The 22,439-nt window shown below is 63.7% G+C and carries 27 protein-coding genes and 1 tRNA gene; 20 read left to right on the plus strand and 8 right to left on the minus strand.

The window, feature by feature from the left end; all coding sequences use genetic code 11:
* Positions 1–9: 9 nt before the first annotated feature.
* Positions 10–645 (minus strand): prolyl hydroxylase family protein, encoded by a 636-nt coding sequence (locus ACZ1JW_RS12255; protein ID WP_465140737.1) that lies wholly within the window; start codon positions 643–645, stop codon positions 10–12.
* Between the two features lie 84 nt (positions 646–729).
* Between ACZ1JW_RS12255 and ACZ1JW_RS12260 the strand changes: the two genes are divergently transcribed.
* From ACZ1JW_RS12260 to ACZ1JW_RS12330, 15 genes are all read left to right on the plus strand, one after another.
* Entirely contained in the window at positions 730–1,200 is a 471-nt protein-coding gene (locus tag ACZ1JW_RS12260; RefSeq protein WP_465140738.1) for a GspH/FimT family pseudopilin, read from the plus strand.
* Positions 1,190–1,570 (plus strand): type II secretion system minor pseudopilin GspI, encoded by a 381-nt coding sequence (gene gspI, locus ACZ1JW_RS12265; protein WP_465123280.1) that lies wholly within the window; start codon positions 1,190–1,192, stop codon positions 1,568–1,570. Before ACZ1JW_RS12260 ends, gspI begins: the two co-directional genes overlap by 11 nt.
* Complete coding sequence (gene gspJ / locus ACZ1JW_RS12270; RefSeq protein ID WP_465140739.1) at positions 1,567–2,163, plus strand: type II secretion system minor pseudopilin GspJ; 597 nt, start codon at positions 1,567–1,569, stop codon at positions 2,161–2,163. Before gspI ends, gspJ begins: the two co-directional genes overlap by 4 nt.
* Complete coding sequence (gene gspK / locus ACZ1JW_RS12275; RefSeq protein WP_465140740.1) at positions 2,160–3,146, plus strand: type II secretion system minor pseudopilin GspK; 987 nt, start codon at positions 2,160–2,162, stop codon at positions 3,144–3,146. Before gspJ ends, gspK begins: the two co-directional genes overlap by 4 nt.
* Positions 3,147–3,246: 100 nt before the next feature.
* Positions 3,247–3,323: transfer RNA gene (locus tag ACZ1JW_RS12280), tRNA-His, on the plus strand.
* A gap of 168 nt (positions 3,324–3,491) precedes the next feature.
* Positions 3,492–4,220 carry a heme ABC transporter permease CcmC gene (gene ccmC, locus ACZ1JW_RS12285; protein WP_465123277.1) on the plus strand — a complete coding sequence of 243 codons (729 nt, stop codon included), beginning with the start codon at positions 3,492–3,494 and terminating at the stop codon, positions 4,218–4,220.
* Between the two features lie 7 nt (positions 4,221–4,227).
* Positions 4,228–4,368, plus strand: coding sequence for a hypothetical protein (locus ACZ1JW_RS12290; protein ID WP_465123276.1), 141 nt, complete (start codon positions 4,228–4,230; stop codon positions 4,366–4,368).
* A complete protein-coding gene (ccmE, locus tag ACZ1JW_RS12295; protein ID WP_465140741.1) occupies positions 4,365–4,832 on the plus strand; it encodes a cytochrome c maturation protein CcmE in 468 nt (155 codons plus the stop codon). Before ACZ1JW_RS12290 ends, ccmE begins: the two co-directional genes overlap by 4 nt.
* On the plus strand, positions 4,829–6,784 hold the full coding sequence (locus ACZ1JW_RS12300) for a heme lyase CcmF/NrfE family subunit (RefSeq protein WP_465140742.1): 1,956 nt from the start codon (positions 4,829–4,831) through the stop codon (positions 6,782–6,784). The genes ccmE and ACZ1JW_RS12300 overlap by 4 nt, the downstream gene beginning before the upstream one ends.
* Complete coding sequence (locus ACZ1JW_RS12305) at positions 6,781–7,332, plus strand: DsbE family thiol:disulfide interchange protein (protein ID WP_465123273.1); 552 nt, start codon at positions 6,781–6,783, stop codon at positions 7,330–7,332. The genes ACZ1JW_RS12300 and ACZ1JW_RS12305 overlap by 4 nt, the downstream gene beginning before the upstream one ends.
* 95 nt (positions 7,333–7,427) lie before the next feature.
* Positions 7,428–7,847: a cytochrome c-type biogenesis protein gene (locus tag ACZ1JW_RS12310; RefSeq protein ID WP_465126386.1), complete on the plus strand. Its 420-nt coding sequence runs from the start codon at positions 7,428–7,430 to the stop codon at positions 7,845–7,847.
* Entirely contained in the window at positions 7,844–8,542 is a 699-nt protein-coding gene (locus ACZ1JW_RS12315) for a tetratricopeptide repeat protein (protein WP_465140743.1), read from the plus strand. The genes ACZ1JW_RS12310 and ACZ1JW_RS12315 overlap by 4 nt, the downstream gene beginning before the upstream one ends.
* A 167-nt stretch (positions 8,543–8,709) precedes the next feature.
* The gene (locus tag ACZ1JW_RS12320; protein WP_465123271.1) at positions 8,710–10,656 is read left to right on the plus strand and encodes a potassium transporter Kup; all 1,947 of its coding nucleotides are present in this window, start codon (positions 8,710–8,712) and stop codon (positions 10,654–10,656) included.
* Positions 10,657–10,761: 105 nt separating this feature from the next.
* Positions 10,762–11,721: a sensor histidine kinase gene (locus ACZ1JW_RS12325; protein ID WP_465123270.1), complete on the plus strand. Its 960-nt coding sequence runs from the start codon at positions 10,762–10,764 to the stop codon at positions 11,719–11,721.
* The gene (locus ACZ1JW_RS12330; RefSeq protein WP_465123269.1) at positions 11,718–12,062 is read left to right on the plus strand and encodes a response regulator; all 345 of its coding nucleotides are present in this window, start codon (positions 11,718–11,720) and stop codon (positions 12,060–12,062) included. The genes ACZ1JW_RS12325 and ACZ1JW_RS12330 overlap by 4 nt, the downstream gene beginning before the upstream one ends.
* 307 nt (positions 12,063–12,369) lie before the next feature.
* Here the strand turns inward: ACZ1JW_RS12330 and ACZ1JW_RS12335 are convergent, their stop codons facing one another.
* The 7 genes from ACZ1JW_RS12335 to ACZ1JW_RS12365 all read right to left on the minus strand — a co-directional run bounded on the left by ACZ1JW_RS12335 (position 12,370) and on the right by ACZ1JW_RS12365 (position 18,858).
* Positions 12,370–12,675: a hypothetical protein gene (locus ACZ1JW_RS12335; RefSeq protein WP_465140744.1), complete on the minus strand. Its 306-nt coding sequence runs from the start codon at positions 12,673–12,675 to the stop codon at positions 12,370–12,372.
* 177 nt (positions 12,676–12,852) lie between these two features.
* Positions 12,853–13,425: a urate hydroxylase PuuD gene (locus ACZ1JW_RS12340; RefSeq protein WP_465140745.1), complete on the minus strand. Its 573-nt coding sequence runs from the start codon at positions 13,423–13,425 to the stop codon at positions 12,853–12,855.
* A 138-nt stretch (positions 13,426–13,563) separates the two neighbouring features.
* Positions 13,564–14,235 carry an inner membrane-spanning protein YciB gene (locus tag ACZ1JW_RS12345; protein WP_465123266.1) on the minus strand — a complete coding sequence of 224 codons (672 nt, stop codon included), beginning with the start codon at positions 14,233–14,235 and terminating at the stop codon, positions 13,564–13,566.
* Entirely contained in the window at positions 14,232–15,158 is a 927-nt protein-coding gene (gene ftsY / locus ACZ1JW_RS12350) for a signal recognition particle-docking protein FtsY (protein ID WP_465140746.1), read from the minus strand. The genes ACZ1JW_RS12345 and ftsY overlap by 4 nt, the downstream gene beginning before the upstream one ends.
* Positions 15,155–16,333, minus strand: coding sequence for a MiaB/RimO family radical SAM methylthiotransferase (locus ACZ1JW_RS12355; RefSeq protein WP_465140747.1), 1,179 nt, complete (start codon positions 16,331–16,333; stop codon positions 15,155–15,157). Before ACZ1JW_RS12355 ends, ftsY begins: the two co-directional genes overlap by 4 nt.
* Positions 16,330–17,139: a diaminopimelate epimerase gene (dapF, locus tag ACZ1JW_RS12360; RefSeq protein ID WP_465140748.1), complete on the minus strand. Its 810-nt coding sequence runs from the start codon at positions 17,137–17,139 to the stop codon at positions 16,330–16,332. Before dapF ends, ACZ1JW_RS12355 begins: the two co-directional genes overlap by 4 nt.
* A 51-nt stretch (positions 17,140–17,190) precedes the next feature.
* Positions 17,191–18,858: a putative bifunctional diguanylate cyclase/phosphodiesterase gene (locus ACZ1JW_RS12365; RefSeq protein ID WP_465140749.1), complete on the minus strand. Its 1,668-nt coding sequence runs from the start codon at positions 18,856–18,858 to the stop codon at positions 17,191–17,193.
* A gap of 352 nt (positions 18,859–19,210) precedes the next feature.
* Here ACZ1JW_RS12365 and ffh point away from each other — a divergent pair, with 352 nt between their 5' ends.
* From ffh to ACZ1JW_RS12390, 5 genes are read left to right on the plus strand one after another with little or no spacing between them, the layout of a single operon-like run.
* Complete coding sequence (gene ffh / locus ACZ1JW_RS12370) at positions 19,211–20,698, plus strand: signal recognition particle protein (RefSeq protein WP_465140750.1); 1,488 nt, start codon at positions 19,211–19,213, stop codon at positions 20,696–20,698.
* Positions 20,699–20,747: 49 nt separating this feature from the next.
* Positions 20,748–21,176 carry a 30S ribosomal protein S16 gene (gene rpsP / locus ACZ1JW_RS12375; RefSeq protein WP_465140751.1) on the plus strand — a complete coding sequence of 143 codons (429 nt, stop codon included), beginning with the start codon at positions 20,748–20,750 and terminating at the stop codon, positions 21,174–21,176.
* Between the two features lie 14 nt (positions 21,177–21,190).
* A complete protein-coding gene (gene rimM, locus ACZ1JW_RS12380; RefSeq protein ID WP_465140752.1) occupies positions 21,191–21,676 on the plus strand; it encodes a ribosome maturation factor RimM in 486 nt (161 codons plus the stop codon).
* A gap of 30 nt (positions 21,677–21,706) precedes the next feature.
* Positions 21,707–22,066 (plus strand): AbrB/MazE/SpoVT family DNA-binding domain-containing protein, encoded by a 360-nt coding sequence (locus ACZ1JW_RS12385; RefSeq protein ID WP_465126385.1) that lies wholly within the window; start codon positions 21,707–21,709, stop codon positions 22,064–22,066.
* On the plus strand, positions 22,063–22,437 hold the full coding sequence (locus ACZ1JW_RS12390; RefSeq protein ID WP_465140753.1) for a PIN domain-containing protein: 375 nt from the start codon (positions 22,063–22,065) through the stop codon (positions 22,435–22,437). The genes ACZ1JW_RS12385 and ACZ1JW_RS12390 overlap by 4 nt, the downstream gene beginning before the upstream one ends.
* The last annotated feature ends 2 nt before the right edge of the window (positions 22,438–22,439 follow it).

Genomic DNA, 22,439 nt, shown 5'->3' on the forward strand with positions numbered 1-22,439 from the left:
CGCGAGGGATCACTGCCAGGGCAGTTCGCGATACCACTTCGTCACGACGTATTTCAGGCCCTTGCGCACTTTCATCGCGTGGTGGAGCGTAGCCGGGTTGACGCTGCCATCGGGGCGCCGGTTGTTCCAGCAGACCAGCTTGCCGCGCTCGGGCTGTATCAGCTTGTCGATCACCTTGAACCGCGTGGCGCCGCCTGCCTCGACATCGTTGAGGTAGATCATGAAGGTCCACGTGCGCTGGCCCGCCACGCTGCAGAAGCGATGGAAGCCGGCTCCGTGGGGATCGAAGTAGTCGGTGTGCGCCTTGAATTCCTGACCTTCCTCGTAGCGCTGCCCCTGAATCGGTTCGCCGAAGACCGGTTCGATGCCGGACAATGCCGAGAGCTTGGCGTCGAGCGCAGCAACATCCGGCTCCATCATCGGCAGGTCGCAGGTCTCGCTCGTGCGGAAGTAGTGATCGCCGTTGGCATCGGCGATCGTGGAGGGGCGTCGGTCACGCTCGATCCGGGCGACCAGTCCGGCGCATTCCTCCGCGGACAGGAACTCACGCAGGATGAACATTTCCACGCGCGGCGACGGCACCTTGAGGATGCCGGTGACGCCGGGCAGGCGCTTGGCCGGAGATTCGGGTGCGGCAGCAGTCATGGTGTCGTCCTAACGCGAGCCCGGCACTGCCTGCAACTTGAACGCGCTGGCGTCTTGGTCGTAAAACCGTCACGTTCGTGCACCATGCGAGATTTCGTGCCATCATCTTTAAACACCCGCGCCACCCGCAACGGCTTCTCGCTGGTCGAGATGATGGTCGTGCTGATGCTCATGGGGCTGCTGGCGTCGGTCGCTGTGCTGTCTTTCCCGGGGGATGACAGGCATCTGCGCAACGAAGCGGAACGCTTTGCCGCGCGCACGGTCGCGGCGCGCGACGAGGCAATCATAGGCGCTCGACCCGTGGCGTTGATCGTCAGCGAGCGTGGCTACTACTTCGAACGGCGTGTCGAGGGGCAATGGCAGCCCATGCCGGGCCGAGGCTTTGACCTCACTGGCTGGGATCAGGGCACCAGCGCGGATGCGGCGAGGCAGCGGATCGTGTTCGATTCGCTGGGCCTTGCCAGCACCGATGCGACTATCAGGCTGAAGCGCGATGACCGTGCGCTGGTCGTTCACTTGCGCCGGGATGGCAAGGTGGCGCTCGATGCCAGTTGAGCGGCGCCCCAACGGCTTCACCCTGCTCGAACTGCTCGTGGCGCTGGCGGTCTTCGCCATCGCAGCCCTGGCGCTGCTGCAGATGGAAGGGGCGAGCATTTCGCGCACGGCCGATCTCGACCAGCGTCTGCTGCGCGAGATCGTCGCACAGAACATGGCGGCAGAGATCCTGACCGACCCCGCGCCGCCACCGGCGGGTTCGGCGAGCGGCACCATCGAGAACGCCGGTCGCCGTTTCCAGTGGACCCGCACCGTGGCGACGCGCACTGACGCCGGCGTGCTCGGAATCACCCTGTCGGTCCGCGAAACGACGCCGGGCGCGCCGAGCCAGGCGTTCACGCTCGATTTCACCCGATTGCCCGGCGCATGACGCAGCCGCAGTCCCGCAACGGCTTTACGCTGGTCGAGATGCTGATCGCGCTCGCCCTGTTCGCGGTCATTGCGGTGGGCGCACTGGGGCTGCTGCGGTTCTCGGTCGATGCTGAGCTTGCCAGTCGCAACAAGACCGAGAGCATTGCCGCGCAGCGCCGCTTCCTGTCGGTCTGGACGGCGGACCTTGCTCAGGCAGTGCCACGGCCATCGCGTGACCGGTCAGGCGCGGCGCATTCGGCCTTCGAGGCCAATCGCGACGGAGTCGTGATCCGCTTCACCCGGAGCGGTTGGGACAATGTCGACGGCGCACCGCGCCTGTCCTTGCAGAAGGTAGAGTATCGCCTCACCGCCAACGCACTGGTCCGTGCAGGCTATCCGTTTCCCGATGGGGCTGTACCTGAGGCAGGGGCCGAAGTCATGCCATTGATCGCCCCGCCAACGGTCCGCTTTCGCACGAAAGACGGCAACTGGCGCGACCGCTGGGAGCCGCAACTTACCACCGAACTCCCCGTCGCGATCGAACTGCTGGTGCCGCAAAAGGGCGTCCCTCCCTTGCGCATCGTCTCGCTCGTGGGGGTGAACTACCAATGAGGCCGGGTGATCCGAGGGAGCAGGGGGCGGCGCTGCTGTCGGTCCTGCTGCTGGTGGCGGTCATGGCGGTGATCGCCGCGCTGATGCTCGATCGCCTGAACCTCGCAGCAAGGCTTGCCGCGAACGGGCAGGCGATGACCCAGGCGCGGCTCTATGCCACCAGCGCGGAAACGCTGGCGATGGCGCGAATCAAGGCGCTGGTCGAGACCTCGCAGGAGCGCACGGTGGATCGCACCGGCCTGCTCGGCCGCGATTTCCCGTTGCCCATGGCGCGCGGCGTCGTGACGATCCGCGTGGATGACGCAGGCAACTGCTTCAATCTCAATTCCCTGGTCGAAGCCGATGCACAAGGCACACTGCGCCTGCGGCTCGTCGGCCTGAACCAGATGCGCGGTCTGATGAAGGGCCTTGCGATCCCAGAGGCCGAGGCCGCGATCATCAGCGATTCGATTGCCGACTGGATCGACACCGACAGCACGCCTGCGCCCAATGGTGCCGAGGACGACAGCTATCAGGGGCGGCCCACGCCCTATCGCACCGCCGGCCGCCTGATCGGCGACGTCAGCGAGATTCGCGCCGTCCGGGGCATGACGCCGCAGTTCTATGAACGCTTGCGCCCTTGGCTTTGCGCGCTGCCGGGGGCAGACCTCTCGCCGATCAACGTCAACACTCTGCGCCCCGATCAGGCGCTTCTGCTGACGATGATCGCGCCCACCGCAATCCCGGTGGACCGCGCGCGGGGCCTGCTGGCAGCACGTCCCGCTCTGGGCTGGGCGAGCGCGGACGACGCCTTGCGCGGCATTGGCGGGGAAGGGGCAGCCGGCCTGCCGCTCAACCAGTTGCAGGTGCGCAGCCGCTGGTTCGCGCTGACTCAGTCGGTCACCGTCGATTCGATCACGCTGGACGAACAGGCGCTGATCGATGTGGGCAACGAGCCGCCACGGGTCGCCTTCCGAACCTGGGGTGACCGCTATAACCGATGATTTCCCGGCAAGTCGCACCTAGACGAAATTTCCGCTTCCCTTTCCTGCGCCTTTCTGCAAAGGGGCCTGCCCGCGCAGGATGTTCTTGCGCAGCAATGTGGCGACCGTAGCTCAGCTGGTTAGAGCGCCGGTTTGTGGTACCGGAGGTCGGGGGTTCGAACCCCCTCGGTCGCCCCATTCTCTCCTGACAATTCAGACAATTCGCTGTCCCCGGTTGCCTTCCGGGCTCTAGCCTTTTGGTGTCGGTCGCAGCCATTGCGCTTGCCCCTTTGCGCGCCAAGTGGCAGAGCATGGGCGGACCGGCGGCGGGGGTCGCCGGGAGAAGGATAAGATTGCCCCGCGCCCATGCACGGTTTTGCCAATCCCGCCCGTTTCCTGCGCCTTGCCCGCTGGATGATGCCGCTTTTGCTGGTCTCCGGCCTGCTGCTTTCGATGGGCGCCGTGCTTTACGGCGTGCTCGTTGTTCCGCCTGACCGGTTGATGGGCGAGACGGTGCGCATCCTGTTCATCCACGTGCCTGCCGCCTGGCTGGGTATGGCCGGCTGGTCGACGATCGCCATCGCGAGCCTTGTCGAACTGGTATGGCGCCACCCGCTTGCGGCCATTGCCGGACGCGCAGCGGCGGTGCCCGGAGCCACCTTCACCGCCATCTGCCTTGCCACTGGCTCGATCTGGGCCCGGCCGACGTGGGGCACTTGGTGGGTCTGGGACGGACGGCTGACCAGCTTCCTGATCCTCCTGTTCCTCTATCTCGGCTACATTGCTCTTTCTGGCGCTGCGCAACGCGACATGGCAGGCGGCGGGGGCGGCAGCCGGATCACCGCGATCTTCGGGCTGGTCGGTGCGATCAACATTCCGATCATCAATCGCTCCGTGGTCTGGTGGAACAGCCTGCATCAGCCGCCATCGATCACGGCGGGCAAGTCGTCGATCGACGGCACCTTCCTGTGGCCATTGCTGATCGCTGCGCTGGGTTTCAGCCTCATCTTCGGCGGTGTGATTCTCGCGCGCATGCGCACTCTTCTGGCCGAGATTCAGGCCGAGGCGCGTCTGCGCCGCAAAGCAATGGCATAAGGCAGGCATGCGCGAAGGTCTTGAACAGTGGGATTACGTGGCAGCAGCCCTGGCGATCGGCGTGATCGGCACGCTGCTGCTGGTCGGCTGGACGCTTGCCGCCATGGTGCGGGCAGAGCGTCGCCGGGATAAGGTGAGAGGCAAGTGAGCAGCAGTACTTCCGGCGGCATCAAGCCCAAGCACCAGCGCCTTGTGCTGCTGGTCATCGCGCTGGTTGCGCTGGTGGGGGCAGGGCTGCTCGCAGCCTATGCCCTGTCCAATCAGGCCAGCTACTTCTACGTACCATCCGATCTTGTGAAGGACCGGCCTGAGCAAGGCCGCGCCATCCGCCTTGGCGGTATGGTCGAGAAGGGCTCGCTCAAGACCCGCGCTGATGGGGTAACGATCGATTTCGTCGTCGGAGATGGCAAGGCTCGCGTGCCCGTCCGCTACACCGGCATCACGCCCGATCTCTTCGTCGAAGGCTCGGGTGTCGTCGCTGAAGGGCGCATGGAGGGTGTAACTTTCGTGGCCGACAATCTCCTCGCCAAGCACGACGAGAAGTACGTTCCCCGCCAGATGGGCGACATGACCGCCGCACAGGCCAAGGAAGTGGTGGCCGAAACCAAATGATCGCTGAAATTGGCCTTGCCGTCCTGTGGATGGCCGCAGCTCTTGCGCTGCTGCAGCTCTTTGCCGGCATTTCGGCGCTTCGTCCAGGTGGCAAGCAACTGGCAGGCGTGGTTCGTCCGCTTGCGGTGATGCAGGGCGCACTGGTTGCGGTGTCGTTCCTCGCGCTGATCGACCTGTTTCTTGAGACTGACCTGTCCGTCAAGCTCGTCGCGGCCAACAGCCATTCGATGAAGCCCTTCATCTTCAAGCTCGCGGGCACATGGGGCAACCATGAAGGCTCGATGCTGCTGTGGGTGACGATCATGGCGGTCTCGGGCGGAATCGTCGCGCTGGTGGAAAAGCGCCTTCGCGAGGATACGCTGATCGCCACGCTCGCAGGGCAGGCCTTCGTCAGCCTTGGCTTCTATGCCTTCCTGTTGCTGTCCTCGAACCCGTTCGAGCGTCTGCCCGAACCTGCGCCAGATGGCATGGGCCTCAACCCGCTGCTGCAGGACATCGGCCTCGCCTTCCATCCGCCCACGCTCTACGTCGGCTATGTCGGCCTTTCGGTCGCATTCAGCTTTGCCATCGGCGCGCTGGTCACGCGTGACGTTGGGCCAGCCTTCGCCCGCGCTATGCGGCCTTGGGTGCTGGGCGCGTGGGTCTTTCTTACGGTCGGGATCACCGCAGGGTCTTATTGGGCTTACTACACGCTCGGCTGGGGCGGCTGGTGGTTCTGGGATCCGGTCGAGAACGCCTCGCTGATGCCGTGGCTGGCAGCAACCGCCCTGCTGCATTCGGTCTCAGTGCTGGCAAGCCGCAACGCCCTGCGCGCGTGGACGGTAATGCTTGGCGTGATTGCTTTCTCGATGTCGATGGTCGGTACGTTCCTCGTCCGCTCGGGCATCCTAACCTCGGTCCATGCTTTCGCCGTCGATCCGGAGCGCGGCTCGTTCATTCTGGCGCTGCTAGCGATCTATATCGGCGGAGCCTTGGCGCTGTTCGGCATCCGCGCCTCAACGGTGACCGAGGGCGAGCGATTCAGCCCTGTCAGCCGCGAGGCAAGCCTTGTGTTCAACAACGTGATGCTCTGCGGCATCCTTGGCATCGTCCTGCTCGGCACGCTCTATCCGCTGCTGACCGAGGCGTTCGGCGCCAAGGTTTCGGTGGGGCCGCCGTACTTCAACCCTGTCTCGGCGATCTTTGCGATCCCGATGATGATGGTGATGACGGTCGGTCCGCTGCTGCGTTGGCGCAAGGATAATCCGGGGCGCATCACCGCCACGGTTGCGGTTCCCGCTCTGCTGGCGGCGCTCGTGCTGCTCGCGGTCGTCGTCTTCGCGCCGGGCATCCGCCTGCTGCCGATGCTGGGCATCGCGGTAGGTATCGGCCTCGGCGTGGCGAGCTGGTTCCCGCTGCGCGGTCGCAACCTGCGTCGCACCCCGATCAACGTCTGGGGCATGGTGATCAGCCACTTCGGCATCGCCGTTGCGCTGCTCGGCGCGGCCAGCGAGAGCGCGTTTTCGACCGAGCGCCTCGCCGCAATGAACGTGGGCGACACGCAGAACGTTGGGCCGATCGAGGTCAGGCTGCTCAGCATCGAGCCTGTCGCCGGGCCGAACTGGACGGCGCTCGAAGCAACCGTCACCGCGTCCTACAAGGGCGGAGAGCCGGTCACGCTGCACCCGCAGGCACGCACCTTCTCCTCGCCGCCGGGTGAACGTACCGAATCCGCGCTGCACACCCGCTGGAATGGCCAGCTCTATGCAGTGCTGGGCAACGAAGGCGATGATGGCCGCTGGCAGATGCGCTTCTGGTGGAAGCCCTTCGTTCCGCTGCTGTGGCTCGGAGGTCTGCTTGTCGCGTTCGGCGGCCTTCTGGCGCTGCTCGGCCGCGTTGCCAAGGACATCAAGCGCCTGCGCGTGTTCGACAAGCTCGCCTACCGCAAATCGCGTCTGGAGCAGCTCAAGTGAGCGAACCTGCCCCGAAACGTCCCGGCCTTGCGATCTGGCTGCCGCTGATCCTGTTCGGCGGGTTCTTCGCGCTCGTCATCTGGGGCCTTGTCCGTCCGGCTGATCGGGAAGTGGCCAGTGCCTTCATCGGCAAGCCGCTGCCGCAGTTCGCTCTCGAAGCGGCCGTCGAAGATCGCCCGGGCCTTGCCACCACCGATTTTGCAGTGGGCAAGCCAAAGCTGCTCAACGTCTTCGCCAGCTGGTGCGTGCCTTGCGCGATCGAAAGCCCCCAACTGGCCTCACTCGCCAAGCAGGGTGTTGAGATAGATGGGGTCGCCATCCGTGACCGCCGAGAAGATGTCGCGCGATTCCTTGCCACCAATGGCAATCCCTTCACGCGTATCGGCAAGGATGACCTCTCGCAGGTCCAGCTATCCATCGGCTCTTCGGGCGTGCCCGAGACCTTCGTGATCGATGGCAAGGGCGTGATCCGCTACCAGCACATCGGCGAGATCCGGGAAGAAGACATGCCGCTGATCCTCGAGAAGCTGAAGGAGGCAGGGCAGTGATGCGCCTCTTGCTCGACATTATTCGTCATTCCCGCGAAGGCGGGAATCCATTTCAGCGCGCTGGTCGCTGGATTCCCGCCTTCGCGGGAATGACGATGCGGTTGCTCTTGGCCATCGCCGTCATGTTCGCAGCGCCAATTGCCGCGCAGGATCTGCTGCCGCCCGCACCTTATGCCTACAAGCAGCTGGAAGACCCGGCTCAGGAAGCCAAGGCGCAAGCGCTGATGGAAACACTGCGCTGCCTCAAGTGCCAGAGCCAGGCGATCTCCGATTCGGACGCGCCGATGGCCGGTGACATGCGCCATCAGGTCCGCACCCGGATCAAGGCGGGTGAGGACCCCGAGGCGATCCGCGCCTGGCTGATCGAGCGCTATGGCGATTACGTGAGCTACGCCCCCCAGAACAAGCCGATCATGTGGCCGCTGTTTGCTGCGCCGCTGGTGATCCTCCTGCTGGCAGCCATCTTGCTGCGCGGGCGTTTCCGCAAAGCTGCCAAGTCGGAGAAGCCCGAATGACCTGGGTTGTCGTCCTCCTGATCGCCGCAGCGGTCTTCGGCCTGCTCGCCTTCGCGCTCAAGATGCCGCGTGCAGCGTGGGAGCTTTCGGGCGCTGCGCTGCTCGTCGGTATTGCAGGCTACGCTTTGCAGGGCTCTCCCGCACAACCCGGCGCCCCCAAGGCCCCGGTCGAAAACAAGCGCGCCGCTGACGAGGCACTGGTCAAGCAACGCCAGCAGATGGGCGACCAGTTCGCCCAAGGCCAGAACTGGCTGATCCTCGCCGATGGGCTTGCCCGGCAAGGACAGTACGGTGCCGCCGCAGAAGTCCTGCGCAAGGCGACCCAGCAGTTTCCCAAGGACCCGGACCTCTGGGTATCCCTTGGCAACGCACTGGTCGGCCATAGCGATGGCCTGATCACGCCTGCGGCGCAGTTCGCTTTCCAGAAGGCGGCGACGATCGCGCCCGACCATCCCGGTCCGCCCTTCTTCATGGGGCTTGCACTCGCACAATCTGGTCGCCTGGCCGATGCGCGCGCGATGTGGGCTGAACTCCTGCGCCGTTCGCCTGACGATGCGCCCTATCGCGCGGATCTGGTGGAGCGAATCCAGCGGATCGATTCGATCATCGCCCAAAGCTCCGGAGCCGGCACTGCCGGTGCCCCCGTTCCGACCCCGCCGGAAGAACCTGCGCCATCTGGCCAAGCAGCTGAATAATCTTGCAAAATATGGCGCGAGGAACGTCGTTCCCTGCCGTTCGTTAGGTACCGGCAGATGCGCATCCCAGCCCATTGCAGGGCCATTGGGGCAGTGCTAAAGCGCCGCGCCGTTTCCGCCGTTCCGGCGCAAGCGTTCGAGGCTTTGAGGCCGGGGGCACCGTTGCCATGAGTGATGCCGTTAGCGATGCGGAACGTACCAGCGCGGCTGCGCCTGCGCATGCCGTTACCCATCCGGCAGGCCATGCCCACGGGGGACATTCTCACGGTTCGCTGATGAAGCTGGCGGTCGGCGCCATCGGCGTCGTCTTCGGCGATATCGGCACCAGCCCGCTTTACGCCTTGCGCGATACGTTCGCCGGGCATCACAAGCTTCCACTCGACCTGCTGCACATCTACGGCATCATCAGCCTGATGTTCTGGTCGATGATGATCATCGTGACGTTCAAGTACGTCTCGATCATCATGCGCGCCGACAACAAGGGCGAGGGCGGCAGCCTCGCGCTGCTCGCGCTGATCAACCAGCACACCGACGGCAAGCGCTGGGGCAAGGGCATCATCCTTCTCGGGGTGTTTGCAACCGCTCTGTTCTACGGTGATTCCATGATCACCCCGGCGGTTTCGGTGATGGGCGCCATCGAAGGTGTCGCAGTCTACCGGCCCGACCTGCATCCGCTGATCGTGCCGCTCGTCGTCGGCATTCTTATCGGCCTGTTCTTCATCCAGAGCCGCGGCACCGAAAAGGTCGCCACCTTCTTCGGCCCGATCATGCTGCTCTATTTCGGCACGATCGCCGTGCTCGGCGCCCTGAGCATTGCGCAATATCCGCAAGTGATAAGCGCGCTGAGCCCGCATCATGCCGTGACCATGTTTTTCGCCGACCCCTACCGGGGCTTTCTTGCCATGGGTGCGGCCGTGCTGGCGGTGACGGGTGCAGAGGCGCTCTACGCGGACATGGGCCACTTCGGACGCAGCCCCATCCGCATCTCGTGGCTGGTCTTCGTGCTGCCGGCGCTGGTGCTGAACTACCTCGGACAGGCCTCGCTCTTGATCCGCAATCCGGCCGCGCTCGAGAGCCCGTTCTATTACCTGGCGCCTGAGTGGTTCCAGTGGCCGCTGCTGTTCATCGCCTCATGCGCGGCGGTCATTGCCTCGCAGGCCGTGATCTCCGGCGCGTTCTCGGTGACGCAGCAGGCGATCCAGCTCGGCTTCATTCCGCGCATGACGATCAAGCACACCTCCACGGCGGCGGGCCAGATCTACATCCCGGTGATCAACTGGGCGCTGATGATTGCGGTGATCCTGCTGGTGCTGGTGTTCCAGCGCTCGTCCAACCTCACCGCCGCCTATGGCATCGCGGTGACAGGGGCCATGCTGATCGACAACTTCCTGCTCGCCGTCGTGCTGTTCAAACTGTGGCAGTGGAAGGCGCCGGTGGCCATTGCCATGCTCGCGCTGTTCTTCACGATCGACGGGGCCTACCTCGGCGCGAACATGACCAAGATCCCCGATGGCGGCTGGGTGCCGCTGGTCATGGGCGTGGCAATCTTCACGCTGCTGACCACCTGGTCGCGCGGACGTGCGCTGATGCGCGAGAACATGGCCGAAGGCACGATCCCGCTCGAGGTCTTCACCAAGTCTGCCCACTCCAGCGCTGCCCGTGTTTCCGGAACGGCGATCTTCATGGCCTCGACCGCCGCAGGCGTGCCCTCGGCGCTGCTGCACAACATCAAGCACAACAAAGTCCTGCACGAACGCGTGGTGATCCTGACCGTCTCGATCGAGGACGTTCCCTACGTCGATCCCGAGGAGCGCTATTCGGTGAAGGACTTCGGCAACGGCTTCTACCGATTGACCCTGCGCTTCGGTTTCCTTGAGGAGACCGACGTTCCTGCCGCGCTTCAGGGCGTAAGCATGTGCGGTGAGCCGTTCAACATGATGAAGACCAGCTTCTTCCTCTCACGCCAGACGCTCATTCCGTCCGACAAGCCGGGCATGGCGCTGTGGCGCGAGAAGCTGTTTGCCTGGATGCTGCGCAATGCCGCCAGCGCGATGGAGTTCTTCCGCTTGCCGACCAACCGTGTCGTCGAACTGGGCAGCCAGTTGAAGATCTGACGCCTGCGTTCAGCTACTCGCTTCGTCGTGCTTTTGCCTTCAGCCCCTTGGATTTCTGCGTAAATCCGTTAGCTATCGTTAACTCGGGCCAACAGGGGCGCAGGAATGTCCGATAGCGCGCTGCTGCGCGAAATCCTTGATGCACAGCTGGAAACGGTCTGCCGGTTCAGGGCGGATGGTACGATCCTGTTCGTCAATCGCGCCTATGCCCGCACGCTGGAGCATGAGCCCCAGGACCTGACTGGGCGAAACCTGTGGGACTTCGTCAGTGGCGAGGATCAGGAACACGTTCGCGAGATGCTCCGGCATCTCACGCCCGAACAGCCCGAACTCACTATCGAGAACCGGTTCGAGACCGCCAGCGGCACTCGCTGGATGCTGTGGCGAAATCATGCGCTGGAATTTGATTACGAAGGCGCATGGTCGGTCGCACAGTCCACCGGGATCGACATCACTGAACGCAAGCAGCTGGAAGAACGGCTTGAACTGCTGGTCGGGGAACTCAATCATCGGGTAAAAAACACGCTCATGGTGGTGCAGGCCATGGCGCATCAGACGTTCCGCAGCGCAGACGCACCAGATCGGAAGGTCTCGACCTTCACCAATCGGCTCTCGGCCCTGTCTGGTGCCCACGATGCGCTGAGCCGGACGAATTGGGCAGGCGCATGCCTTTCCGATATCGTGCGGCAGGGGCTGCTCATCTGTGGCCCGGATGACTTGCGTGTGGATATTGCGGGACCCGACGTCGTCATGCCGGCAAGCGCCACGGTCTCGCTTGTCATGGTGCTGCATGAGCTTGCGACCAACGCGATGAAGTACGGCGCGCTGTCGGGCCTCGCCGGACGCGTTTCCGTGCGATGGTCCGTGCGGGACGACGGCATGGTCGAATTTGATTGGGTGGAGAGCGGTGGACCCGTGGTAACGCCGCCTTCGCGAAAAGGCTTTGGTTCACGTCTGCTGACAGAAGCGGTGCCACGTCAGCTCGGCGGACGTGTCAATCTCGAGTACGACGCCAGGGGGCTGCGATGCCAGATCGCGGTTCCGCAGGACAGGATGGCACAATGATCGACGGCAAGCGCATTCTGGTGGTCGAGGACGAATTCATCGTCGCTGCCATGCTGTGCGATACACTTGAAGACAATGGCGCGGTGCCGCTCGGACCTGTCGGACGTGTCGCCGAGGGTCTGGTCATGATCGCTGAAGGCGGCGTCGATGCCGCAGTGCTGGACTGGAACCTCGCTGGCGAGCCGGGAACGCCGCTGGCCGAAGCACTTGCCGAGCGGGGCATCCCGTTCGTCATTGCCACGGGATATGGTTCTGTAGAGCCGCCGTTCGCGGATCGTCCGATCCTGGGAAAGCCCTATATCTCGGCCAATCTGATCGAGAAGCTTTCGGCCTTGTTCTAGGCCGTAAACTCATAAAGGGCACCATCGAGGTTTGAGGCAAAACGGCCAGGTGCAAGGAAGGAGGGCGCAGGAATATGTCGATATTTCAAGCCCGACTGACGCAGCAGATGGCCGTTTTGGTCAAATCCCGAAGGGACGCCAGAATGGCTTCCATCTCGAATTGAAACGCCCTTACAGGGGCAACCAGCCCCTGCGGCGGACCTTTCGGCCGGATATGTTCGCCATTCTGGCGCCTCGATGGTGCGCTTTATGAGTTTACGGCCTAGGGAAAAGCCGGAGCGGCATGGCCGCCCCGGCGTTCGTCACGTCAGTCCTTCTTGGCTTCCGCGACGGATTCGTTGTGCAGGCTGGCTTCGGCTTCAGCCGCTTCCTGCTTGGTCTTGGCTGCAGCCTTGTCGGCCATTTCGTCAGTCTTGGCAGCAGCGTCATCCACGGCTGCGGCTGCCTTGCTGCCGAGTTCGTCGGTTGCAGCGGCGGCCTGATCGGCAGCATTAGCCACGTCGTTACCAGCGGATTCCGCAGTCGTGGCGGCCGAATCCTGCGTCTTTTCAGAGCAGGCCGAAAGCGTGAGCGCAGTGGCCGCAGCAGCGGCGAAAAGCGTGAACTTGCGCATGTGGTGGAAAACTCCCCTTATCGTGTAGCACCCGCAAGGCGGGTCGAAGGGGTAACGCACGAAAGCGCATTGTTATCCCGCTGCGGCTTTTGCGTGTGCAGCGGCTCGCTGGGGCAAAGAAAAAGGCACAGCGTCACCAGACGCCGCGCCCTTTTCAGGCTCGCTTGATCGCAGGGATCAGCCGAGGTTTGCGCTCACCATGCAATAGAGCATCGGCAGCGACAGCAGCAGGTTCGTGCGGCTGGCGGCAAGGGCGCGCGGAGCGGCAGCAGCCTTCTCTTCAGCCGAAGCTTCGACGATGCCGAGAATCTTCTTCTGGGCGGGCCAGATGATGAACCACACGTTGAACGCCATGATGATCGCCAGCCACATGCCAAGGCCGATCAGGTTCACGTTGCCTTCACCCGAGAAAGTGAGGGCAGCATGGCCATAGCCGTTGACGATCGAGATCGCGAGGCCGGTGAGCACGGTCAGCAGCGCGGCGTAGCGGAAGAAGAAGAAGACCTTCGGTGCGATATGCCCGGTGATCGCGCCCTTCTGCTCGGCGGGGATCTTGGGCATGGACGGCACCTGGACGAAGTTCAGGTAATAAAGCAGACCGATCCAGAGGATGCCGAAGAACGTGTGGAGCCAGCGCAGCACCGAGTTTGCATCGAGCGGAACGAACTCCCCGTAGCCCACCATCACTGCAATGGCTGCGACGAGGCCGACGACAAGTACGAGATGAAGATTGCCAAAGAACTTGGCCATGAGATTTCCCCCTTATGGTGCAACCGTCGTATGGCGGGAGCACGACCATGCCCCCACGGTTGGCGCACATATTAGGCGCTGTGATGCAAATGTCACACGAAATTAGGGGCAGGCAGAGTGCTGGCGTCGGCAGGACGTTCAATCGTGCGGCGGGTTCTGCTCGACGTCGGTTTCGGCCTCGACCGCAAGCCCGTGCTTCATCAGCATCGGAATCTGCGCGAAAGTGAACAGGAAGGACAGGGTGGTGACGCCCCAGAGCTTGGCCTGAAGCCAGATTTCAAAATTGCCGTTCTGCGTGTTGAAGAAGTAGCGCAGCACTTCGTTGAGAGCGGCGAGGAACAGGAAGAAGAACGCCCAGTTGCGCGAAAGTTTGAGCCAGCCCTGCTCGTCCAGTCCGTCGAACGCGGCTTCCAGCAGATAGCGCAGCATCGCTTTGCCTCGGGCGAGCCCGGCAAACAGGACTGCGGCAAACAGCAGGTAGATCGCGGTCGGCTTGACCTGGATCCAGAACGGATCGCCCAGCAGGACCGTCAGCGTGCCAAATCCGAGGATCAGCACCGTCGACAGCCAGAGCATCGGCGAGATCTTGCCAAGGCGCAGCTTCGAGATGATCAGCGCCGCGACGGTCGCGACCATGAACGCCGCCGTGCCCTTGGTCACCGCCACCACTTCGGCAAGCCCCGCATCGCCACCATCGCGCTTGAAATGGCGATAGGCGAGGAAGAACACGAGCAGCGGGCCGTAGTCCACCAGCAGGTTGACCCAGGAGGACTTTGGCTTCGTCTCGGACTTCTTCTGGACTTCGCTCACCGGAACACTCCCGCGATGACCTTGGCGACGAGGTCGGGGTCGAAGGGCCGCAGGTCGTCGATCTTTTCGCCCACACCGATGGCGTGGATCGGCAACCCGTACTGCTCTGCTGCTGCAACCAGAACGCCGCCGCGCGCGGTGCCGTCCAGCTTGCTCATGATAAGCCCGGTCACGCCCGCCACCTCCTTGAAGATCTCGATCTGCTGCAGCGCATTCTGCCCGTTGGTGGCATCGAGCACCAGCACCACGTCATGCGGCGCTTCGGGGTTCAGGCGGCCAAGCACGCGGCGCACCTTGGCCAGCTCGTCCATCAGCTCGCGCTTGTTCTGCAGGCGTCCTGCGGTATCGACGATCAGCGTATCGATGCCGGTGTCGGTCGCGGTCTTCACCGCATCGAACACGATGGCCGCAGGGTCGCCCCCTTCCGGCCCGGTCACGATCGGCACGCCAAGCCGCTCGGCCCACACCTTGAGCTGGCCGATGGCAGCCGCGCGGAAGGTGTCGCCCGCTGCCAGCATGACGCCGTAGTCCTGCTCCTGGAACAGGTGGGCCAGCTTGGCGATGGTCGTGGTCTTTCCCGATCCGTTCACGCCGATCACGAGGATCACTTGCGGGCGCGGGAAGGCGACGATCTCGAGCGGCTTGGCCACGGGGCGCAGGATCGCAGCGATTTCCTCGGCGACGGCTTCCTTCAAGCCCTGCTCGTCCACGCCGTTCTCGAACCGTGCGCCCTTCAGTCGTTCGCGGATGCGCCCTGCTGCACGCGGGCCGAGGTCCGAAAGGATCAGCGCATCTTCGATATCGTCAAGCTGCGCCTCGGTCAGGCGCGAGGCACCGACTATGCCGCCGAGGTTCTCGGCGAGCCGCTCGGACGTCTTGCGGAAGCCCCCGAGGATTCGATCGGACCAGCTTTCGCCACTCATTCCAGTATTCCTTCAACGATCTTTGTCGGCGTCACCATGACAAGGCTGCCCACCGGAGTGCCTTGCGGAACGCGATAGCTTGCAAAGTGTCCCGCATGGCCGGTTCCGTCGCGCTCGGCAAGCACCTGTGCCGGATGCCCGAGCAACGAGGCGAGCCAGCGGGCACGTTCATCGGCAGCGGCAGCGCGCACCTCGGCGGCCCGCTCGCGCACGATCACCGGCTCGACTTGCGGCATTCGCGCCGCTGGCGTGCCGGGGCGGGGTGAGTAGGGAAACACATGGCCGTGGACCACGCCGCACTCGCGCACGATCGAGACGTTGTCGGCATGCATTTCGGGAGTTTCGGTTGGAAAACCCGCGATCAGGTCTGCGCCAATGGCAATCTCGGGCCGCATCGCCTTCATTCTCCGAACCAGCCTGATCGCCTGCTCGCGAGAATGCCGCCGCTTCATCCGCTTGAGGATCATGTCGCTGCCCGATTGCAGCGAGAGGTGGACGTGCGGCATCAAGCGTCGTTCGGTGGTGATCAGGTCGAACAGCAGCGGGTCGATTTCCACCCCGTCGAGCGAGGACAGGCGCAGGCGGGGCAGGGCGGGGAAGGCGTTCAGGATCGCCGAAACCAGATCGCCAAGGCGCGGCTCGCCCGGCAGGTCCGCCCCCCACGAGGTGACGTCCACGCCCGTCAGCACGACTTCGCCGACGCCGTCATGCCGGGCGATGGCCTCGATCACGTCAGCCACGGCAAGTGAAGCGCTGCTGCCGCGGCCTTGCGGGATGATACAGAACGTGCAGGCATGATCGCAGCCGTTCTGCACCGGGATGAAAGCGCGGGTATGCTTGCTCGTCTCGGTGCAAATGACCGGCTTCCTGCCATCGCTTGTATGCCAGGCTGCCGGTTTCAGCTTGTCGGCATTGGGCACCACTGCATCGACCTCGGCCATCGCGGCAAAGGCGTCCTGTTCAATCGTTGCCGCGCAGCCCGTAACCACCAGACGCGCATCGGGATTTTCGCGCCGCAGCCGCCGCACCGCACGGCGCGACTGGCGCACGGCTTCTGCCGTCACCGCGCAGGAATTGACCACGACCGTCGGCGGACCATCGGCGAGAAACCCGCGTATCGCCTCGCTTTCCGCAATGTTGAGGCGGCAGCCCAGAGAGACGATGGGACCGCTCATGCCGGGAAGTCGGCGTCCTCGAACGATCCCTCAAAGCTCAGCGCGGCAGGGCCGGTCATCTCGATGGTGCCGCCTTTGGGCCAGGCAATCGTCAGCGGTCCGCCGGGCAGGTCCACCCGGACCTTGCGGCCGGTCAGCTTGCGACGCATGGCGGCGACGGCAGTGGCACATGCTCCGGTGCCGCAAGCCCGCGTCAGGCCTGCGCCGCGCTCCCATACGCGCAGCTTGAGGTGGTCCGGGCCGACAATACTGGCGACGTTGACGTTCACGCGTTCGGGAAAAACCGGGTCATTTTCAATACTTGGACCCAGTCTTTCGAGGTCGACGGCATCGGCATCCGGCACGAAAAATACCGCGTGAGGGTTGCCGACATTGACGCCGACGGGATTCTCCAACTCTTCCCAGCCAACCGGCAACTCCAGGGTATCCATGGCATAACTCAGGGGTATCTCTTGCCAGCCAAAGCGGGGCGAACCCATATCGACCGACACCCCTTCCACACCCGCTTCGGAGCGAATGAGGCCACCGAGCGTCTCGATGCTCTGGGTGCCGCCAAGGAGAAGTCCAACAGCGCGGCTGGCATTGCCGCAGGCTTCGACCTCGCTGCCATCATTGTTGAAGATCCGCATCCGCACATTCGCGACATCAGACGGTTCGAGCACGATCAGCTGATCACAGCCGATGCCGGTGCGGCGGTCGGCCAGTGCGGTAGCGCGCCGCGTGGTCATGGGAACCGGCGCCTCGCGGGCGTCGATCACGACGAAATCGTTGCCGAGGCCGTGCATCTTGCGGAAGGAAATGCGCATGGCGCGCGACTTAGGGATTCGTGCGCTTCATGGCAATGCAAAGAGCCGAATTCAGGCTGTTGCCGAGCGAGGTGTCTCTTCCGTGGCTTCGACTTCCGGAGCCGAGGGCAGCATTTTGCTGTCGGCGAGCAGGGCGCGGACTGCGTCGGCATCGGCGGGCTGGCCATAGAGGAAGCCCTGCCCCTTGAACGAGCCATATTTGCCCAGCTCGTCCAGAACCTCCGGCGTCTCGATTCCCTCGGCGGTGATCGGCAGATCCATGCCCTTGCCGAGCGAGGAGATCGCCTCGATGATCGTCGCGCTGTCCTTGTTCTTGCCGAGATTCGACACGAAGAAGCGGTCGATCTTGATCTGGTCGAACGGCAGGGTGCGCAATTGCGCGAGGCTTGAATAGCCCGTGCCGAAATCGTCGAGGCTGATGCGGATGCCCTGGTTCTTGAGGCTGGTGATCAGCGTGCGAACCACGCCGATGTTCTCGTGCAGGCAGGTCTCGGTGATCTCGATGTCGAGGCGGTGCGGGGGGAAGTTGGCTTCCACCAGCAGCTTGAGCAGCTTCTGCGCAAACCACGGATCGCGCAACTGAAGCGGCGAGATGTTTACCGAAAGCGTGAGCTTCGGGTCCCACTCGCGCGCATCGCGCAGGGCCTGACGGATGAGGTTTTCCGAAAGCTCCGAGATCAAGCCGATCTCCTCGGCAATCGGGATGAACAGTTCGGGGCTGAGCAGGCCATGCTTTGGGCTTTTCCAGCGGGCCAGCATTTCGAAGCCCGCCAGTTCGCCGGTATCGAGATCGATCTGCTTTTCGTAATAGGGGACGAACTCGCCCCGCGGAATCCCCTCGCGGATGCCGCGTTCCAGTTCGCTGCGGAAGCGCAGTTCGCTTTCCATGTTCTGCTCAAACCAGCAATAGCGGTTCCGTCCGGCCTTCTTGGCCTGGTACATGGCAAGGTCGGCGCGGTGCAGCAGCGTTTCGGCAAGGATTGCCTGATCGCCAGGCGTCGTGTTGGCAAGTCCGATCGACGCTGTCACTTCAAGCGACATGCCCTCGACATCGACGGGGCGGGCTATGGCAGCGTTGAGCCGGATCATCAGCCGGTCGATCGCTTCGGCATGGTCGGGATCGTAAATCGCGGCGAAGGCGAACTCGTCGCCGCCGAGACGCGCCATGATCGAGCGTTCGGGCAGGATCGCGCGGATGCGTTCGGCGGTGTGGAGCAACACGGCGTCGCCCGCCTGATGGCCGTGGACGTCGTTCGAGCGCTTGAAGTTGTCGAGGTCCATCATCATCGCCACGACCTCGTGACCGGTGGTGCGGGCCGCCTGGATCATGTCCTGCAGGGCAGGGCCGATGCTGCGGCGGTTGAGGCAGCCGGTCAGCGGATCGGTGTGGGCGAGCTTGTGGGCAGTCTCTTCGGCCTCGCGACGCTGATCGACCTCGCGTGTCAGATCGACGTAGCGGCGCCAGCCAAACAACAGCAGTGCGATGTTGAGGACCAACGCGGTGCCAAGCATCGGTTCGCGCGGACGCGTGCCGGTGGCGAGTGCCTGCAGAAAATCGTGCAGCACGGAGGAACCGTTGGCGACGAACAGCAGAACCGCGGCAACGATGATGCCGAGCCCCACGAAATCGTGGGGGTTGCGATGGCCCGACGGGTCTGTCCCCTCGCTCGTGAGTGGTCCCGGACCTGCTGGTCCTGCGTTTAGCGGCGCTGTCGCCATACCCCTGCTTTCGCCTTCCTCCGCGCCGCAGACCGGTCCCTGTCGGACGTGCCTTTGGCCCTACGGTGCTAGAGGTAGGGGAACGTCCTGAAGTTTTGGTTAAGGCCGTCCTTAACCTCGCGGTGTTCCGGGCGTCCGGCAGCATGGTCTGGCATGGGGCCGGGCCAATCCGCTTGCCTTCGGGCGCAAGCAAGGCTATGGGCCGCCCCTGCAAGCGCCTTTGCGTCTTGCGGATTCAACAACGGCCCCTGTTCAGGATGCCACACGCTGGTCGGCGAGGTTTCGCCCACCGGCGTTTTTCGCGTTTCGCGAAAATGGCATGCGATCAAGGGCATGGTGATGGGAACGACGCGTGTTCGATAGTCTGTCAGACCGGCTTGGAGGCGTTTTCGATCGCCTGCGCGGCCGCGGCGCGCTACGTGAGGAAGACGTCCTTGCGGCCATGCGTGAAGTGCGCATCGCGCTGCTCGAAGCCGACGTTGCGCTGCCCGTTGTTCGCCGTTTCATCGATTCCGTTTCCGAACAGGCCGTCGGCCAGTCGGTCCTGAAGTCGGTTACTCCCGGCCAGCAGGTCGTCAAGATCGTCAACGATGCGCTGGTCGAGATGCTCGGCGGCGGCACCGCTGAGCTTGACCTTAATGCCGCGCCGCCGGTCGTGATCATGATGGTCGGCCTGCAGGGCTCGGGCAAGACGACCAGCACCGCCAAGATCGCCAAGCTGCTGAAAGAGAAGCAGGGCAAGAAGGTCCTGATGGCTTCGCTGGACGTAAACCGTCCGGCAGCGCAGGAACAGCTCAAGGTGCTGGGTGAGCAGGCGGGCGTTGCCACGCTGCCGATCATCGCCGGCCAGATGCCGGTCGACATTGCCACGCGCGCGGTGAATGCCGCCAAGCTGCAGGCGGTCGACGTGCTGCTGCTCGACACAGCAGGCCGTCTCCACGTCGACCAGTCGCTGATGGACGAGATGAAGGCGGTTGCCGCCGTCTCGGTCCCGCGCGAAACGCTGCTCGTCGTTGACTCGCTGACGGGTCAGGACGCGGTCAACGTCGCGCAGTCGTTCTCGGGCGAGGTTGATCTTACCGGCGTCGTGCTGACCCGCATGGACGGCGATGCGCGCGGTGGTGCGGCGCTGTCGATGCGCGCGGTGACCGGCAAGCCGATCAAGTTTGCGGGCACCGGCGAAAAGCTCGACGCGATCGAACCGTTCCACCCGGAACGCGTGGCCGGCCGCATCCTCGGCATGGGCGACATCGTCTCCATCGTCGAGAAGGCGGCGGCAACGATTGACGCCGAAGATGCCGAGAAGCTGGCGCAGCGCATGTCGAAGGGTCAGTTCGACATGAACGACCTTCGCACCCAGCTGCGGCAGATGCAGAACATGGGCGGTCTTGGTGTTCTGGCGGGCATGATGCCCGGCATGAAGAAGGCCAAGGCGGCGATGGCGCAGTCCGGAATGGACGACAAGGTGCTGCTGCGCATGGACGCGATCATCGGTTCGATGACGCCCAAGGAGCGCGAGAAGCCCGAGCTGCTCAACGCCAAGCGCAAGATCCGCGTGGCCAAGGGCTCGGGCACGCAAGTGCAGGACGTCAACAAGCTTCTGAAGATGCATCAGGAAATGGCCAAGGCCATGAAGCAGATCAAGAAGATGGGCGGCCTCAAGGGGCTGGGCGCGCTGTTCGGCAAGGGTGGCCTTGGTGCCGCCATGCCGGGCCTCGACCAGCAGATGGGGCCCGGAGGCCTCGGTGGTCTTGGGGGCGGCATGGGCGGGGGCGGACTGCCCGGCCTCGGTTCCGGGGGGCTCCCCGGCAACTTTGGCGACCTGCTCAAGAAGCGCTGAATTTCCTGAAGTTTACCGATTAATACAATTTCGCTGAAAGGTTGATCAAATGTCTGTTTCTCTTCGTCTTTCGCGTGGTGGCTCGAAGAAGCGCCCGTACTACAAGGTCGTCGTCTCCAACAGCCGCGCCCCGCGCGACGGCAAGTACCTGGAGCAGGTTGGCACCTACAACCCGCTGCTCGCCAAGGACGATGAAAACCGCGTCCGTCTGGTCGAAGACCGCGTGCGCTACTGGCTCGGCGTTGGTGCACAGCCGACCGACCGCGTTGCCCGCCTGCTCGACAAGGCCGGCATCAAGGAGCGCAAGGTTACGCTGAACCCGAAGGCTGGCGTCCCCGGCAAGAAGGCTCAGGAGCGCGCCGAGGAAAGGGCCGAGAAGGCTCGTGAAGCCGCTGAAGCTGCTGCTGCCGCATCGGCTGCTCCGGCTGAAGAAGCTCCGGCTGTCGAAGCTGCTGCTGAAGAGCAGACGGAAGCCTGATCTTGCGCGGCGTCATGCGGGATAGGCCCGTCACCCTCGCCGCCATCATCGGCGCGCATGGAGTGGCGGGCGAGGTCCGCTTGAAGCTGTTTGGTGAAGGCGCGGGCGCGTTGAAGCGCTACCGCGCCTTCAACGATTCAGCGCTTACCGTCACGTCGATGCGCGATGACGGCAAAGGCGGTGCGATTGCCCGCTTTGCCGAAGTTACCGATCGCACGGCGGCGGAAAAGCTGCGCGGCACGGCATTGACAGTGCCCCGCTCCTCGCTCCCTCCACTGGCCGAGGGCGAATATTACCACGCCGACCTGCTCGGCCTGCCTGCGGTATCGACCGAGGGCGAAGCGCTTGGCGAATGCGTCGGCGTCGAGAACTTCGGCGCGGGCGACGTGATCGAAATCCGCAAGGCCGACGGCAAGACCTTCATGGTGCCGATGAAGCCGCAAGCGGTTCCGGAATGGACCGACGAGCGGATTGTGATTGAGGCGGGCTGGGCGGAGTAGTATATACATTGCGTATATACGGAGGCCGTGATGGCGGAAGACGGCAAGGTTCGCGAAGAACGCAAGAAATTCAACATGCGGGTGTTTGGTTCTGCCCCTTGGCTGAAAACCATCGAGAAGCAGCGTCACCGCACCAAGGTGTTCAGGTCGGGTAATTCTCTTGCCGTCCGCATCCCGGCTGGCACCAAGCTTTCCGCCGGAATGGAGATGGACCTTTTGGTCGAGGATGGGCAGTTCCTTTCCTACGAGCCTGTCGAGCAGCCCAAGCGGATGTTCAACATTGCCAAGGTTGCGGGCTCTGCGACGAGCCTCAAGCCGATCCGGCGCGAGGATCGGGTCTTCGAAGATCGCCCGTTGCGCAGCCGTGATCCTTCAAAGGACGGGCAGTGAAATACCTGCTCGACAGCAACATCATCATCGCGCTGGTCATGAATCAGGATGCGGGCATCTATGCGCGTGCTTCGCAATGCGAGGCGGGCGAGATGGTGACGTCGGCGATCTGTTACGCCGAGGTCGCCTTTGGATCGGCGAACGAAAAGCCACCTGCGACTGAGCAGCTTAGGGCGTTCGTGGAGGAAGTGCCGGTGCTGGACTTCGATTTCAAGGCGGCGCAGGCTTATGCAGAACTCCCGTTCAAGCGCGCGAGCTATGACCGGCTGATCGCGGCGCATGCACTGTCGCACGGGTTGATCGTGGTGACGGACAACGAAGCGGACTTCCGGGATGTGCCGGGGTTGGTGGTTGAGAACTGGACGGTTTGATG

The sequence above is a fragment of the Novosphingobium sp. BL-A-28-Hi1-0D genome (assembly GCF_055521755.1).

What these genes read in the sequence shown, in the direction of transcription:
- ACZ1JW_RS12255 (WP_465140737.1), bottom strand. Translation starts at nt 645, where the DNA reads ATGACTGCTGCCGCACCCGAATCTCCGGCCAAGCGCCTGCCCGGCGTC.
- ACZ1JW_RS12260 (WP_465140738.1), top strand. Translation starts at nt 730, where the DNA reads ATGCGAGATTTCGTGCCATCATCTTTAAACACCCGCGCCACCCGCAAC.
- gspI (WP_465123280.1), top strand. Translation starts at nt 1,190, where the DNA reads ATGCCAGTTGAGCGGCGCCCCAACGGCTTCACCCTGCTCGAACTGCTC.
- gspJ (WP_465140739.1), top strand. Translation starts at nt 1,567, where the DNA reads ATGACGCAGCCGCAGTCCCGCAACGGCTTTACGCTGGTCGAGATGCTG.
- gspK (WP_465140740.1), top strand. Translation starts at nt 2,160, where the DNA reads ATGAGGCCGGGTGATCCGAGGGAGCAGGGGGCGGCGCTGCTGTCGGTC.
- ccmC (WP_465123277.1), top strand. Translation starts at nt 3,492, where the DNA reads ATGCACGGTTTTGCCAATCCCGCCCGTTTCCTGCGCCTTGCCCGCTGG.
- ACZ1JW_RS12290 (WP_465123276.1), top strand. Translation starts at nt 4,228, where the DNA reads ATGCGCGAAGGTCTTGAACAGTGGGATTACGTGGCAGCAGCCCTGGCG.
- ACZ1JW_RS12300 (WP_465140742.1), top strand. Translation starts at nt 4,829, where the DNA reads ATGATCGCTGAAATTGGCCTTGCCGTCCTGTGGATGGCCGCAGCTCTT.
- ACZ1JW_RS12310 (WP_465126386.1), top strand. Translation starts at nt 7,428, where the DNA reads ATGCGGTTGCTCTTGGCCATCGCCGTCATGTTCGCAGCGCCAATTGCC.
- ACZ1JW_RS12315 (WP_465140743.1), top strand. Translation starts at nt 7,844, where the DNA reads ATGACCTGGGTTGTCGTCCTCCTGATCGCCGCAGCGGTCTTCGGCCTG.
- ACZ1JW_RS12320 (WP_465123271.1), top strand. Translation starts at nt 8,710, where the DNA reads ATGAGTGATGCCGTTAGCGATGCGGAACGTACCAGCGCGGCTGCGCCT.
- ACZ1JW_RS12325 (WP_465123270.1), top strand. Translation starts at nt 10,762, where the DNA reads ATGTCCGATAGCGCGCTGCTGCGCGAAATCCTTGATGCACAGCTGGAA.
- ACZ1JW_RS12330 (WP_465123269.1), top strand. Translation starts at nt 11,718, where the DNA reads ATGATCGACGGCAAGCGCATTCTGGTGGTCGAGGACGAATTCATCGTC.
- ACZ1JW_RS12335 (WP_465140744.1), bottom strand. Translation starts at nt 12,675, where the DNA reads ATGCGCAAGTTCACGCTTTTCGCCGCTGCTGCGGCCACTGCGCTCACG.
- ACZ1JW_RS12340 (WP_465140745.1), bottom strand. Translation starts at nt 13,425, where the DNA reads ATGGCCAAGTTCTTTGGCAATCTTCATCTCGTACTTGTCGTCGGCCTC.
- ftsY (WP_465140746.1), bottom strand. Translation starts at nt 15,158, where the DNA reads ATGAGTGGCGAAAGCTGGTCCGATCGAATCCTCGGGGGCTTCCGCAAG.
- ACZ1JW_RS12355 (WP_465140747.1), bottom strand. Translation starts at nt 16,333, where the DNA reads ATGAGCGGTCCCATCGTCTCTCTGGGCTGCCGCCTCAACATTGCGGAA.
- dapF (WP_465140748.1), bottom strand. Translation starts at nt 17,139, where the DNA reads ATGCGCATTTCCTTCCGCAAGATGCACGGCCTCGGCAACGATTTCGTC.
- ACZ1JW_RS12365 (WP_465140749.1), bottom strand. Translation starts at nt 18,858, where the DNA reads ATGGCGACAGCGCCGCTAAACGCAGGACCAGCAGGTCCGGGACCACTC.
- rpsP (WP_465140751.1), top strand. Translation starts at nt 20,748, where the DNA reads ATGTCTGTTTCTCTTCGTCTTTCGCGTGGTGGCTCGAAGAAGCGCCCG.
- rimM (WP_465140752.1), top strand. Translation starts at nt 21,191, where the DNA reads ATGCGGGATAGGCCCGTCACCCTCGCCGCCATCATCGGCGCGCATGGA.
- ACZ1JW_RS12385 (WP_465126385.1), top strand. Translation starts at nt 21,707, where the DNA reads ATGGCGGAAGACGGCAAGGTTCGCGAAGAACGCAAGAAATTCAACATG.